Annotated in this window: 10 protein-coding genes and 1 CRISPR repeat array; all 10 genes read left to right on the top strand. The window is 39.0% G+C overall.

All coding sequences use genetic code 11. The features are described from left to right. The first annotated feature begins 101 nt into the window (after positions 1 to 101). On the top strand, positions 102 to 407 hold the full coding sequence (rpsJ, locus tag E5358_RS10980; protein WP_135940234.1) for a 30S ribosomal protein S10: 306 nt from the start codon (positions 102 to 104) through the stop codon (positions 405 to 407). A 482-nt stretch (positions 408 to 889) separates the two neighbouring features. Beyond that, positions 890 to 1,900, top strand: a complete 1,011-nt coding sequence (locus E5358_RS10975) for an XRE family transcriptional regulator (protein WP_135940233.1) — start codon at positions 890 to 892, stop codon at positions 1,898 to 1,900. Positions 1,901 to 1,931: 31 nt separating this feature from the next. Next, complete coding sequence (gene cas6 / locus E5358_RS10970; protein ID WP_135940232.1) at positions 1,932 to 2,597, top strand: CRISPR-associated endoribonuclease Cas6; 666 nt, start codon at positions 1,932 to 1,934, stop codon at positions 2,595 to 2,597. A gap of 15 nt (positions 2,598 to 2,612) precedes the next feature. Further along, positions 2,613 to 3,176 (top strand): hypothetical protein, encoded by a 564-nt coding sequence (locus E5358_RS10965; RefSeq protein ID WP_135940231.1) that lies wholly within the window; start codon positions 2,613 to 2,615, stop codon positions 3,174 to 3,176. Beyond that, positions 3,176 to 5,314 (top strand): CRISPR-associated helicase Cas3', encoded by a 2,139-nt coding sequence (gene cas3, locus E5358_RS10960; protein WP_135940230.1) that lies wholly within the window; start codon positions 3,176 to 3,178, stop codon positions 5,312 to 5,314. Before E5358_RS10965 ends, cas3 begins: the two co-directional genes overlap by 1 nt. 7 nt (positions 5,315 to 5,321) lie before the next feature. After that, on the top strand, positions 5,322 to 6,605 hold the full coding sequence (locus E5358_RS10955; protein ID WP_135940229.1) for a hypothetical protein: 1,284 nt from the start codon (positions 5,322 to 5,324) through the stop codon (positions 6,603 to 6,605). Continuing rightward, entirely contained in the window at positions 6,589 to 7,770 is a 1,182-nt protein-coding gene (locus E5358_RS10950; RefSeq protein ID WP_277821269.1) for a CRISPR-associated protein Cas7, read from the top strand. The genes E5358_RS10955 and E5358_RS10950 overlap by 17 nt, the downstream gene beginning before the upstream one ends. A gap of 66 nt (positions 7,771 to 7,836) precedes the next feature. After that, complete coding sequence (gene cas4, locus E5358_RS10945; RefSeq protein ID WP_135940228.1) at positions 7,837 to 8,352, top strand: CRISPR-associated protein Cas4; 516 nt, start codon at positions 7,837 to 7,839, stop codon at positions 8,350 to 8,352. Then, positions 8,349 to 9,362 (top strand): type I-B CRISPR-associated endonuclease Cas1b, encoded by a 1,014-nt coding sequence (gene cas1b / locus E5358_RS10940; RefSeq protein WP_135940227.1) that lies wholly within the window; start codon positions 8,349 to 8,351, stop codon positions 9,360 to 9,362. Before cas4 ends, cas1b begins: the two co-directional genes overlap by 4 nt. Then, positions 9,362 to 9,625 (top strand): CRISPR-associated endonuclease Cas2, encoded by a 264-nt coding sequence (cas2, locus tag E5358_RS10935; RefSeq protein ID WP_135940226.1) that lies wholly within the window; start codon positions 9,362 to 9,364, stop codon positions 9,623 to 9,625. Before cas1b ends, cas2 begins: the two co-directional genes overlap by 1 nt. 215 nt (positions 9,626 to 9,840) lie before the next feature. Beyond that, positions 9,841 to 13,570: direct repeats of the CRISPR family, unit length 29 nt; unit sequence CTTTTAATTGTACCTTATGGAATTGAAAT. Positions 13,571 to 13,691: the final 121 nt, after the last annotated feature.

Genomic DNA, 13,691 nt, shown 5'->3' with positions numbered 1-13,691 from the left:
GCAACAGATAAATAGTGAAAAGGGACTCCGTGAGCAAATGACTCTTTACGGAATCCCTCTTTCACAACATATATCTCATAACAAACAAAAAACAAGAACTAATGAGTCAGAAAATTCGTATCAAGCTGAAGAGCTACGACCACATGCTCGTAGACAAGTCAGCAGAGAAGATTGTGAAGGCTGTTAAGGCTACAGGTGCAGTTGTCAGCGGTCCTATTCCACTCCCAACTCACAAGCGCATCTTCACCGTCAACCGTTCAACCTTCGTTAACAAGAAGTCACGTGAGCAGTTCCAGCTCTCAGACTACAAGCGTCTCATCGACATCTACAGCTCAACAGCCAAGACTGTTGACGCTCTGATGAAGCTTGAGCTCCCTTCAGGTGTTGAGGTTGAAATCAAGGTGTAGTTAAGTATCTAATAGCAAATATAAAAAAGACGGATATGCCATTCAAGGCGTATCCGTCTTTTTTTGTGACATCCTCACATTGACAGATTGTTTTGCGTTCCTGCTTCAGGAAATCTTGTGTCTCGTGTGTGTGTTTTTTTTATGAGAAGGTTTTAGGCTTTTATATTATTAATCTGCCAATGTCTTGTAAATCAATAAGAAGAGAGATTGTATCTTGCCACAGGACCAAAGGTCACTTTTTGCCAATCAAAGTGTCACTTTTAACTATGCTATGTATTACCTTTTACTCGGTCAAGTGTCATATTTTATTTTTGTTGGTATATTGTTTGACGAACTTATACAACAGCAATGTCAATTCTGCTATGTGATAATGTTTGCTTCTTGTTTAGGAGATTGCAGTTAATTAATGTTATTTTGATATGTTTTATTTTGACAAATAATTTTATTTTTATACTTTTGTAAAGTAAACCTAACTTGTGATTATGACTGATATCGGATTATTGCAAAAAAATGCACGACTGATGCGAGGGTTGTCAATGGATGCTCTTGTCAAAAAGATGTCTAACTATGTGTCAAAGCAGACTATATCTAACTATGAGCGTGGGGCGTTTGAGCCTTCACGCGAATATTTGCAGAAACTGTCAGAGGCACTTCTCCTCCCAAAGGGGTATTTTGACCAGGAGACCTCCGACATCAAGGATGTGCAACTCCGTGATGATGGCAGGATTGGACCAAAGGAACGGCGTATGCTGGAAGCAAGGATAAAGGCAGCACTTGCGGAATATTTGCGTTTGGAAAACAACCTATGCATTATATCTTGTTTTTCCAATCCAATATCCTCCATCATTGTTCATGATAAGGATGATGCGGAAAAAGCTGCGGCAGAGCTGCGCAAAGCATGGACGCTCGGTACTTTCGCGATACCCTTCTTGTGTGATGTTGTGGAGAATGCCGGGATTATCATGCTTGAAATGGATGGCGGGTTGAAAGATTTCTTCGGTCTATGTGGAAGAGTTGCAAGTAACAATCGCCCATTCATAGCCTTGGAAAGTACGCAGACTGCTGAGCGTTACCGCTTCACCGTGGCTCACGAGTTAGGGCACTTGCTTATGAATATCTCTCCGGAAGCAGAAAACGTAGAGAAGTTGTGCCATCGGTTCGCTGCGGCGTTCCTGCTTGCTCCGGATGCCGTTATCAAAGAATTCGGAGATTACCGCAAGGCCCTCACCATGGAAGAGCTTATAAGCGTCAAGAACCGCTATGGTGTGTCCGTGGCATCCATTGTCCACCGCCTCTATGACCTTGGCATAATCAACCGCAGATATTATGACTACATGTATGATGAACATATAAACAAGAACCGCATGGAAGAAGGGTGGGGCGGATATCCTATCAATGACCGTCCACAGTTGCAGACAATGATGAAGTGCAGGGCGGCATCTATGGGTATCGAAGGATTTGAGAAATCAGAATTGGTGATAACGGTCTTGTAGTATTATTGAAAAGTTATATAAACTAATATTTATGAGAATAATAATAGAAACGACTCCGAATACGGAATTTGTCAGTTTTGACTATCAGCAAAAACTTGTGGGAACAATCCATAAATGGATTGGGGCGCACAATGTGCACCATGGTTCTGTATCTCTATATTCTTTCTCTTGGCTGCAAAACGGCAAGATGCAAGGCAAAGGACTTACGTTTCCTAATGGTGCCAAACTTTTCATCAGTTTCTATGATGAAGATGTAATAAGGGATATTGTCAGGTCAATAATGGAAAATCCTGATATGTTCTGTGGCATGACTGTTTGTGATGTTTCCATAGTGCCAGATCCCGATTTGGCAAATAAAGAGCTGTTCTATTTGGCAAGTCCGGTGTTTATCCATCATAAGGAGGGTGATGGCAGGTATAAGCATTATACATATGGTGACGAACATTCTTCTGAGTTGATGACAGAGACATTACGGACGAAGATGAGGGTGGCAGGATTGCCGGAAGACGAAGGCCTTAGTGTTGAGTTCGATATGTCTTATCGTGGCAGGCGCATAAAACTTATGACTTATAAAGGTATAAAGAATAAGGCAAGCATGTGCCCTGTTGTGATAAAGGGAACGCCGCAAAGCAAGCAATTCGCTTGGAATGTAGGCATTGGCAATTCCACAGGTATAGGTTTTGGTGCAATTTATTGAATATAGGGTAATGTTATGTATCATGTAGTGAAATATACAGGTCCTTTTGGCTTTATCAAGCCTTGGACTGCTGTTAGAGATAGCGAGACATACAGCCAGCAGTTTCTCACTCCATCGATTATAGAGGGAATAGAGAAGAAACTTTTTCCTGAGATGCTGCCAAAGCCAGGTATTATAGAAAAGATTGCAAGGCATAAACTTTCGTATGCTTCTATGAGCGTGCAGCAGGAGGTTACACAAGCCAAAGGTTGGAAGATTTCAAAAAAGAGTGCAATGAGAGAGCGCAGTGTGCTGAATAGGGGCGTGATGATAAATCCAATTCTTTATCTGGCATTCTGGAATGAAGAAGATGCGGCTGTTGCTGCCAAGCAACACATTTGCCTATGCCGAAATGAAGATGTCTTGCTGCCGCATGTATCTGCCGTCATGGAAGAAGACGCTTTCAATGAAATTCCAGGATTTGAATTGCGCTTTAATATGTCAGAAGAATCATTTCTTGTAGGATACAATCGTTTTGACGAAAACAAGCCAATGTATGGAACGTTAGAAATCAATGGTGAATCGATATTGAAACTATAATGGGTAAATATGACTACATATTAGCCAAAAGTGAAGAGCAATGTGGACAAACATTATCTTCTCATTTAAAGGATGTTGCAGAAGTTGCGGTGAGAATTGCACAATATTTGCATTTGGATGTGGAAACGGCTCGTTTGGGAGCATTGCTACATGATGTTGGTAAGGCAAGCCCGCATTTCCAGAAGACTTTGCAGAAAGGCTATACAAGACGGCCTGGAGAAGTGTTCCGCCACGAAATAGCGTCGCTTTTCTTTATTTCTTTGGTAGAAGAATCAAAGCGTGATGCTGTGATAGAAATGATTGCAGCACACCATAAATCGGCTTATAAGGATGGGCTTGAACTTGGAATAATAGACATGGATGATACCGATGACTGTTTTGCTATTCATTCAAAGGATTTCGACAAGTGGAGCAGTATAGTCACTGGATTGTTGGAGGAAATGGGAATGACCATACATCCTGTTTCCTTAGAAGAAGCAAAAGAGAATTATGACTATGCGTTAGACTATTGTTGTAATGCAATCCGCAGATGCTGTTATTCGGCATGGCGAGGTTTGCTCATGGCTGCCGACCATTACGCTTCGGCATTGAATGAAAAGGTGGGTGCAAATATAGACAAGCTGTTTATCAATCCTGATTTGAAATTCTATGAGCGGCAGAGTGAATTGTACCCGCTTTCGTCGATTGATACAAAGGACAGGCGTCCGCATACAATAGTAACAGCACCCACAGGTGCAGGAAAGACAGACTTCTTGGTTCGTCGTTGCAGAGGACGGCTCTTTTATACATTGCCGTTCCAAGCGTCTATAAATGCAATGTATGAGCGTTTTAGAAAAGACCTTTCCGGTACCGATGCACAAATCTATCTGCTTCATTCGGCATCGACACTTAAAGTGGAAGATGGAAACTTGGAGGAAAGCATTTTGCAGCGTCATATTGGTGCATCCATTAAAGTCTTGACACCACATCAGATGGCATCCATTGCTTTTGGCATTAAAGGCTATGAAGCGATGATTCTTGATCTGAAAGGACAAGATGTTATTCTGGATGAGATTCACACTTATTCGGGAGCAACCCAGGCAATTGTATTGAAGATAATAGAAGTGCTTGCAAATATAGGATGCCGTATACATGTTGGGACTGCTACAATGCCGACGCTTCTGTATAACAGAATAAAGAATCTGCTTGGTGGAGATAAAAATGTGTATGAAGTGTCATTACCTGATGATACTTTGGGAACTTTCAATCGCCATATAATCAATAAGGTGGAGAGTTTCGCTTCCTGTACAAGCATCATAGATGAAGCAATAAGAGAAAATCAAAAGATACTCATTGTGTGCAATCAGGTTCAGCGTTCGCAGAATCTGTATTGTGAATTGAAAGAACGTTATCCAATGGTAAAGGGAATGCTTCTTCACAGCCGCTTCAAACGTGGTGACAGAAATGAGTTGGAAACAAGGTTGAAAGAGGAATTCAATACGATTGCAGAGGCTTGCATTGTTGTATCAACCCAAGTTGTGGAAGTGAGCCTTGACATAAGTTTTGACCTTATGATAACAGAATGTGCTCCGATTGATGCCATGATTCAGCGCTTTGGACGAATCAATAGGAAAAGAACAAAGGAGACAATAGGGCGATACAAGCCTGTCTATGTTCTTGCCCCGTTGGCAGACAAAGATGCTTTGCCATACGATGAAGATGTATTGAAACATAGTTATGAAGTCTTGCCAGATGGTGAAGTCATGCGAGAAACAGAAGTACAGCAAATGATTGACACTGTTTACCCTGATACGCATTTTATGGATATAGACTATTCTGGGACAATATTCATTGATGGAAGATGGACTTTGTCGAAACTTTGCCACCGTGACAAGGCAGCCTTCCTTGGTTTGCTTGACATTCAATCGGCAACTTGTGTGACAGAGTCAGACGTTGAAACCTATAAGCATGGCACGCACAAGGAAGCATCGCTTTGCGAAATTCCATGTAGCTATCACTCCATAGCTCACCGTAATCTTGAGCGAATAGACAAACGGCAACATCCATTTGTTGTTCCCAATATGGCTTACACTGAGGATATGGGACTGCTGATGGATAATATTTCACCGGTTAATTACAACAGTTTTGAAATAATTTGAAAAGAATATGGTAACATCAACATTTGGAAAGATATTTCTTGAAGCCTATAACGAGAAGTACGGTACTCAATATGATGCAAAGAGCTTCTTTGTAGAGAAGTATTGGCCGCTGTTCTTTAATCATAACAAGTATATGATGTGGGCGCAAAACTCTCCTTTTGTCCAAATGAAAGCAGGGCAAAAGGTGGAAACGCTTACGGACATAGAGCGTAACGATAAGTTGGAGGAATTCATCGCAAAGGTTGAAAGCGGAGCGGCGGATGCAAGTGTGGCGTTAGGATACGCTGCGTCCGAAGAAAAGGAATATGCAACAACATCTGGGCAGGTGACAGGCATTCCATTGGAAAAGGATGTGGCAGATATTTATTTGTCATGGATTGGTGCCAGTCTTGCTTTGGGTGTAGCTGGAGGAATGACCATCCTCTTCAATAACAAGAATATACTTTTGGATATATTTGAAGGGTGGGAAGTATATCGTTCTGTGTTGACAAGAAGCGAGCAGATGAAAGGCAACCAAATCTCGTCATGGAATGGGGTGTGGCTTGCTCATCGATACGGACGAAGCTATAACCCACGGAATCCTATGGATAATTTTAATCCTTTTACACCAAAGGGAGAGGAAATGTCGGTCGAGCTGAATTCTTGGACAAAAATCTTGTCTGGGATAGCAAGGAAATATGGACAATCAAGGATGCTTGGGTATGTTTACAAATTTGGTAAGACGAATACAACAATTGGTTTCATTCCTTTCTCGTTGAATCATATTCGTCACACAGCTGAGTTGTATCGTCAGTTGTTTGGATATGAAGAATATCGTCAAGCTGAAGAACTGTTTGGAACAGCCGAGGGATTGAAGAAAAGTTGCCAGTTGGGTGCAATTGGCATAAAAGCGTTAGAACCTAAAGGACTTGCCGAATATGTCAAGAAAGGCATTGTACCAAAGAATAAGGAAATAGAGAAAAAACAAATAAATTTTCATACATATATAATTTGGATTTTAGCTATGCTTAACAATCAAGAATTATGGGATAAAGCCCAGACATTTGCGTCTGCCCTGAAGGCTTTCTCTGAGTCTGGAGAAAAAGGACGTAGGGACCGTGTAAATCTTACCAACGAAGTGTTGTCTTCAACAAATAAACGTATATTTATTGAGAATCTATCGGAAGTGGTGGCTTTTGTTGATGACAAAGTGGCAATAATTGAGACAGCGAAGCTTGTTAATGAAATGCCTACAGACAATGTGCCTTATTTCCTTACACTTATCCGTTTCCAGTATGCAACAATTAAATAAAAATATAGAAATGAACAAACCTTTTATTTATCTTCGCGCTCTACGTCACGTTGACTATAGCGTATTTTGTGTTTCAGATGGGCAAAAAACTTATTTTGACCCAGTCTTTAATCAATTTGTTCCATTCTCGAGAGTACCATGTTGGCAATGTGAGCAGGGTTTACGGGTCTTTAATCAATTTGTTCCATTCTCGAGCGGTCAGCAAGTAAAACGTTCGATAATGAATGCTATTGCTGATAATCTTGGCGAACAGCCTTCGCCGGTTACTTTTGTGTTTGATATTAAAGGCAAAGCTATGGGAGAAGGGGAGGTGTTGTCTGAATGTAATCCGACCTATAGTGATCAACTGTTTGGTGGATGGATGCGCTCAGTGAAGGGCGGCAAAGAAAAGACCCTTAAACGTCGTAGTCCATTGTCTATATCAGCAATGCGTCCGATTCACCCTTTGCTGGCTTCATCACCAAGGGAGAATGCCACTTTCGACCGTTCAGACAAACCTAATGTGCATAAAGTTGTTGTTCGCGATGAAAAAGGAAACCCTTTGACTGACGAGCAGATAGAAGGGTTCTTGGAGGGTACGGACCGCAGTCTGTATCGTAAATGGATTGCTGATAATAAGCGAGCTACTGGACTTTTTGTTTATGATATAGCTATTGACCTTCGCACTTTGTTCTGCGTATCACTGAATCAATTTGAGCCTGAGCTAAGAAAAGAAACGGCTGCAGAATTGATTTCTAAAGGTTGGATAGAAAGCGAGAATATATTCGGTCCTTGCCTCGTTATGCCAAAAGCAGAAAGGGAGCATTTGATTCCTGCGTTGGCAGATGCTTTGCTCAACTGGCGCATCACATCTAACCAGGCACGTACATTCAGTTTGATGGAGACTTTGGCTGTGGCAATCAGCGATAATGCAAACAATCTTGCAGCGGCTATTCGTGCCAAACTAATAGATGATGGCGAGAAGCCAAAGGCAAAACCGATAGTTGATGACAATGCAGGAGCAGACTTGTTTGTAACTCTTCCTTGTGCAGGATATATGGTGACCGAAACAGAATCAGCGACAGCACTTGATGATGCAAAAAACAAACTCATTGAAATGATGAATGCCTTTGATTTTGAGAATCAGGTATTGCCTTCCGTAAATGCAGAACCTTCATTATTTTAGTGGTTATCAGATAATCTGTCGTCCAAAGTGCCAAAATGGCACTTTGGATGGCACTTCATAAATTCTATGGAAATAACAGGTACACATTTCAATTATTATCAGGTATGCCATAGAAAGCTGTGGCTGTTTGCCAATGGGATAAACTTTGAGCATACGTCTGATGCTGTATATGAGGGAAAACTCATACATGAGCGGAGCTATCCTCAGCGGTCGGCGAAATATGAGGAAATGGAGATAGGTGGAATCAAGGTGGATTTCTATGACGCAAAGAACAAAGTCATTCATGAGATAAAGAAATCCAATAAAGTGGAGAGGGCGCATGAGTGGCAGTTGAAATATTATATGTATGTGTTTGAGCAATGTGGTGTGGATGGTATTGGTGGTATATTGGAATATCCAACGCTTAGGCGCACTCAGCGAGTGGAGCTGACTGATGAAGACCGTGATGAGATTGGCAGGATGAAGGTTGAGATTGCGGGAATTATTGGGCAAGAGGAGTGCCCTGCACTCAGGAAAAAGGGATTGTGCAAGTCGTGCAGTTATTATGAATTTTGTTTTACCAATGAATGTGAGGATGTATGAAGAAGACTTTCTATCTGTTTAATCCTGGAGAGCTTGAACGCAAGGACAATACGCTGAAATTCACGCCTGTGTCTGAGGATGGGGCGCTTGCACCAGCTAGCCAAGCCCGTTATCTGCCTGTTGAGGACATCAGCGAATTTTATGTCTTTGGAAGTCTGCGCGCAAACAGCTCGTTGTTTAATTTTCTTGGACAAAAGGACATTTGCGTACATTTCTTCGACTATTATGAAAACTATACAGGCTCATTCATGCCTCGTGATGGATTGCTGTCGGGCAGAATGCTCCTTGCACAAACGGAACATTATCGCTCCAAATCAAAGAGGATTATAGTGGCAAGAAAGTTCATTGAAGGGGCTGCTGCCAACATGTTGAAGAACCTTGCTTATTATAATAGGCGTGGAAAGGATTTGGAGGAACTGATGCTGGCAATAAAAAAGTTGTCAGAAAATATCCCGCTCACAGAGAGCGTAGAGGAACTGATGGGTATAGAAGGAAATATCAGACAAGCGTACTATCAGGCTTTCAACCTTATAATTAATGATTTTGAGATGGGTACACGAACGAAGCGACCTCCTCAAAATGAGGTCAACGCCCTTATTTCGTTTGGCAACATGATGTGTTATACTATATGCCTGCGGGCAATAAGTCAGACACAACTCAATCCTACGCTAAGTTTTCTGCATACTCCAGGCGAGCGCCGTTATTCTTTGTGCCTGGACATCTCGGAGATATTCAAGCCGATAATTGTTGACCGCACAATCTTTAAGGTGCTAAACAAAAGAGAGATACAGGCAAATCATTTTGACAATAAAATAGGGCGTTGCCTGCTTAATAATGCGGGAAAGAAGATTTTTGTGCGAGCATTGGAGGACAGGTTGACAGAGACAATTCAACATAAGTCGCTTGGACGTAAGGTCAGTTACAAGCATCTCGTAAAATTGGAATGTTACAAGCTGGCAAAACATTTATTGGGAATGGAAGAGTATAAACCTTTTAAAATGTATTGGTGATGTACGTTATATTAGTGTATGATTTTGGCGAGAAGCGGGTCGGCAAGATGTTGAAACTTTGCCGCCGATACCTTAATTGGATTCAGAATTCGGTCTTTGAGGGTGAAATATCAGAAGTGCGGTTGAAAGAGATGCTTATGCTGGCTGAGAAATTTATGGATAAGGAATCTGACAGTATAATAATGTTCAAAAGTTATTATCAACACGAAATGGATAAGATGATAATCGGGAAAGAGCGAAGCCAGTTGGACAATTTTCTGTAAATCGAAATTGTCGATGTCGTTGGCTATATGCTTGTTTTTATGATATTTCTTGTTAATGTGCTCCTTGACTTGCTGATTTACAATGAATTAAGAAGATTGTCGATGGCGCGGCGTATTTTTCTTATTATATATCGACATTTTTTCAATAAAAAAATGTACCTTTGCACCGTCATAACGTATTGATATATTAGTATATCCAATTTTGTTATTGACGGCTTTTAATTGTACCTTATGGAATTGAAATTACATTGTCTTTATACGGTCAGTAAGCATGCGACGCTTTTAATTGTACCTTATGGAATTGAAATGTCTGAAGACAAACTTCAAGGGCATGGAGTATGCGCCGCCTTTTAATTGTACCTTATGGAATTGAAATTGGAGTCTCTATTTCTTCATGTGACTGTTTCTGTGTGCCTTTTAATTGTACCTTATGGAATTGAAATTGCTTTTCTATTTTAGCCTTTGGTTTGGATTTGCCTTTTAATTGTACCTTATGGAATTGAAATGGCTTACCTTCTTCTATCTTGGCAAATGTGTTTACGCTTTTAATTGTACCTTATGGAATTGAAATATGTTTCGCTGTCACCACTTTCCACACCGATTGTCAGCTTTTAATTGTACCTTATGGAATTGAAATATGGTGAATGTCACTTCAAACATGAGGAAGATAACGGCTTTTAATTGTACCTTATGGAATTGAAATTATTCAAGAATTTTCTGAAGCACTTGTGGCAATGGCAGCTTTTAATTGTACCTTATGGAATTGAAATAGGATAAGAGCCTTTTTGTGATATTTCTCCAACACTTTTAATTGTACCTTATGGAATTGAAATCTGACATTTGGAATAACAACTATCTATACAGCAACTTTTAATTGTACCTTATGGAATTGAAATCAGTTCGAGGTCCGGATTGACAGGGTTCTTGACAAACCTTTTAATTGTACCTTATGGAATTGAAATTGCGTCAAATGCTGCAACAGGAAGCAAATTTGATGCTTTTAATTGTACCTTATGGAATTGAAATTTAGAGCCGAAGATGAATCCTGGAGTTATGAACACTCGACTTTTAATTGTACCTTATGGAATTGAAATTGGACAGGGTCGTTGATTATTTTCATCAATTTCCGGCTTTTAATTGTACCTTATGGAATTGAAATAGGATTATAATGAGTTGGCAGGCATGGTTGTCAATCTTTTAATTGTACCTTATGGAATTGAAATGTGTGCTGCGCACCCGTGAGGATATTGGCAAGCTCTTTTAATTGTACCTTATGGAATTGAAATCACTTTCCACAAGGGACGGTAATATAGATAGGGTCCTTTTAATTGTACCTTATGGAATTGAAATCTGTGCCGCCCCTGCTGTATCATCAGCTTCAATGCTTTTAATTGTACCTTATGGAATTGAAATATCATGCTGGCGCTTTGTCTTTACGGCAATGTCAAGCTTTTAATTGTACCTTATGGAATTGAAATAAAGGAAGTGATTGCCTCGCTGGTCTCCTATTACAACTTTTAATTGTACCTTATGGAATTGAAATATCACACACGCACAGAGGAGAGGGAGGGGGGACACTTTTAATTGTACCTTATGGAATTGAAATTTAAGCAATTATTAGCTATATCCTATTTATCATAATGCCTTTTAATTGTACCTTATGGAATTGAAATATATTCGGCACCTTCGGTGTGATGTACAAATTGACTTTTAATTGTACCTTATGGAATTGAAATGTTGCTGAAGTATTTCGGTGTGTCTCAAGGTGAAACTTTTAATTGTACCTTATGGAATTGAAATAATTCAAGCGTTTGCAAGCTGCTCCATCCCGATTCTTTTAATTGTACCTTATGGAATTGAAATATTCACAACGGAGCGAAAAGCATATAGCATCGTTCTTTTAATTGTACCTTATGGAATTGAAATATCTTTGCCTCCTGTTTATTTGTTAGCCGGAACCTCCTTTTAATTGTACCTTATGGAATTGAAATAAAATAGCACGAATATTCTCATCAACATCAGGAGATCTTTTAATTGTACCTTATGGAATTGAAATCAATATGAATTGAAGCAGCACAAGAGTCAGCAGAAACTTTTAATTGTACCTTATGGAATTGAAATACCCTTAATAGTAGAAACAGTTTCTAACTCAGAAGGCTTTTAATTGTACCTTATGGAATTGAAATAACAAGCGAATAAAAAACAAAGAAAATACAAGTTATGACACTTTTAATTGTACCTTATGGAATTGAAATATGGGCGGTACAATCTACTTTAAGAAATCGGAGATTGAAGCTTTTAATTGTACCTTATGGAATTGAAATAGCTTCATTCATGTTGGATTTTATGGATACAGAACTTTTAATTGTACCTTATGGAATTGAAATACCACAAACAAAAACCTTTTTACCTGGACCTGTGCCACTTTTAATTGTACCTTATGGAATTGAAATTAAATTAATTTGTCACGAGATACATACTTTGTGATCTTTTAATTGTACCTTATGGAATTGAAATTGTCGCAGTTAATCAGACACAGTCAGATTTGAACCCTTTTAATTGTACCTTATGGAATTGAAATTTATGCTGCAATAAGTATTACGCTTATCGATACCGCTTTTAATTGTACCTTATGGAATTGAAATATTATCTTGTTTATTCTTAATGCAATCTTTACAAAAACTTTTAATTGTACCTTATGGAATTGAAATTTCGGTTTCCGTCCTCGTTACATGTCATACAAGTCTTTTAATTGTACCTTATGGAATTGAAATAAAGAAGGGTCATCTATAGGCAGATAGTCATAAGAACTTTTAATTGTACCTTATGGAATTGAAATTAGCAAGACGCTTAAGTTGCTCTGCTTGTTCTTGAGTAACTTTTAATTGTACCTTATGGAATTGAAATCGACGTCGCTTCTTTCTAAGTGACATAGGTTTTGACTTTTAATTGTACCTTATGGAATTGAAATAAGCAGCAGAATCAGAAGCAGTTGTGTTGAAAATCGACTTTTAATTGTACCTTATGGAATTGAAATTCAATAGTCAACTTAGTATCAAACATCTTTCTACAGCTTTTAATTGTACCTTATGGAATTGAAATGCGCATGATGATGAACATATTGCAGCGGCTATCGCTTTTAATTGTACCTTATGGAATTGAAATAAAAAACTTGGCACAGACTACAATCAGATGAAGGCTTCTTTTAATTGTACCTTATGGAATTGAAATACAAGCAGCATTAGAAGGAATTGAATAAGATTTAAGACTTTTAATTGTACCTTATGGAATTGAAATATTATCCTGTTTGTTTTTGATACAATCTTTACAAAACTTTTAATTGTACCTTATGGAATTGAAATGAAGAAGCTGCTCATTTGTCTTTGAGTGAGAAATACCTTTTAATTGTACCTTATGGAATTGAAATTCGAGTCTCATGAAGTTATCTCTGTGTGTCGATGCTTTTAATTGTACCTTATGGAATTGAAATGCGCAATAAGCAAAGGTAATATTTAACCCCTACGACTTTTAATTGTACCTTATGGAATTGAAATTTCAGCTCTTAAGGTCTTGTGGTGTTCTGAGTATGCTTTTAATTGTACCTTATGGAATTGAAATCACACTGTCACCGTGGTAAAAGAAAGAGGACAGTCACTTTTAATTGTACCTTATGGAATTGAAATAGAGTGAGTTCGGCGGTGAGGAACCGCGTGAGGGTCTTTTAATTGTACCTTATGGAATTGAAATATTTGCGTCAATTCCGGTTATCGCACTCCTTGGCGTACTTTTAATTGTACCTTATGGAATTGAAATACATTTGCAGTGGGCAAAGGTTATCAGAATTCATACACTTTTAATTGTACCTTATGGAATTGAAATAAACCCAAAGAGGAGAGGTCGAAATACGAGAGATCAACTTTTAATTGTACCTTATGGAATTGAAATGTCAGAATATTCAATGAACTTGTTCAAACTAATTTATATTCGTTAATTATTCGCTAAAATACAAACAATACAGCGTATTTTCCAAAAGGTTTATTATATTATTGTGACCAAACCTTAATAT

The sequence above is a fragment of the Palleniella muris genome, assembly GCF_004792655.1.
In the GTDB taxonomy this organism is placed as follows: Bacteria; Bacteroidota; Bacteroidia; order Bacteroidales; family Bacteroidaceae; genus Prevotella; species Prevotella muris_A.
This window is presented reverse-complemented; position numbering and strand designations above follow the sequence as displayed.